Source organism: Psychrobacter sp. 1U2 (genome assembly GCF_051847575.1).
The window spans coordinates 1-1,141 of sequence record NZ_JBPYDC010000382.1 but is presented as its reverse complement, the minus strand read 5'-3'; the positions used below and the strand labels follow the sequence as shown (position 1 = coordinate 1,141).

The window sequence follows — 1,141 nt, the reverse complement described above, 5'->3', positions numbered from 1 at the left end:
GATGGCATTGGCAGATATTAGCAGTGCAAATGCCCGCAATCGCCAGACCAAACGTGTTGGTAAACTCATTAGCGAAGAAAACCGCCATGAACTGGTAAAAGCATTGTTTGATGCTTTTTTTCCTAATGAGCAGATTGCTAAAATTGAAAGCTGGCGGGGTAGGCTTAATATTAACGACGAAGGTACGCTCAAGCAGTTTGTAAAACAGTACAAAGCCTCAGAGCGCAACAGCTTATATCAACTACTGCTTTGGATTGAGTACGCCAAACACATGCAAGATGACGAGCTACTAGTAGAGTCAGAACAAGATCTGGCCAGTTACATCCGAGAAGTTGCGATTTTAACGCAGCTAAAATATTAAATATCTAATCATAAGATATAAAAGCCGACTAAGTTTAGTCGGCTTTTTGCTATATATCGTTTATATAAAATGAATTTTATAAAGGAAAAATATTAAACCGTACGTTTTATGTCGGACAATTTAAGAACTATTATCGGCGTTGCTAAAAACATATTTATTGTAGGTTAATGAGTTGTTTACAAGTCATATCTCGCCTTATGGTATTTTCTATGCTATCTATATGATATTAAGGTGTATTTATTTTTTGGATAAGTACAGTTACGTTAACATCGTTTCTTTTATTAATCGTTCCTTATACATCAGGTAGGAGTATTATCATTGGCTGAACCTATAATAGTAACTGTGATTTTGAATCCAGTACCGGATCCATCTTTTGATGAGCCAATGTATCACGCCTTTGTGATGCTAAAAGAATGGGCCGCTGATCACAACGTAACCGTACAACCTCCTATAGACACTGATGCGGAAGCTTTACGGTATGCAGCTTTGCTGGTTCCTGATAAGGAACAGGTAAATACATTGATTGTCGAGCTTTTAGAGCTAACGTTCGTTGATACCTGCTATAAAAAGCCAACTGACGTTCCTCCCTAAGTAGTCCTTGCTAAGCAATTTTTGTCTTAATAGGAGTGATAATTATGATAAATAGTTCAGGAAAAAAAGCGCTTGCAGCCCCACGTGAGACGATTGTTATTATGCAGCCTGATGTGGGACTGCGTGCCTCCGATGGGCGTCTTGAGACCACCACAGCAGAACCAGTATCTGATATAAAAAAAGTATTAG

2 protein-coding genes are annotated in these 1,141 nt (G+C 38.4%); both read left to right on the top strand.

Going from position 1 to position 1,141, the window contains the following annotated elements; all coding sequences use genetic code 11:
* Nucleotides 1–361: dual-action ribosomal maturation protein DarP (locus ACS8FD_RS16000; protein WP_439276573.1), on the top strand; the 361-nt coding region annotated here is incomplete at its 5' end.
* A gap of 318 nt (nucleotides 362–679) precedes the next feature.
* On the top strand, nucleotides 680–952 hold the full coding sequence (locus tag ACS8FD_RS15995; protein WP_299218612.1) for a hypothetical protein: 273 nt from the start codon (nucleotides 680–682) through the stop codon (nucleotides 950–952).
* Nucleotides 953–1,141: the final 189 nt, after the last annotated feature.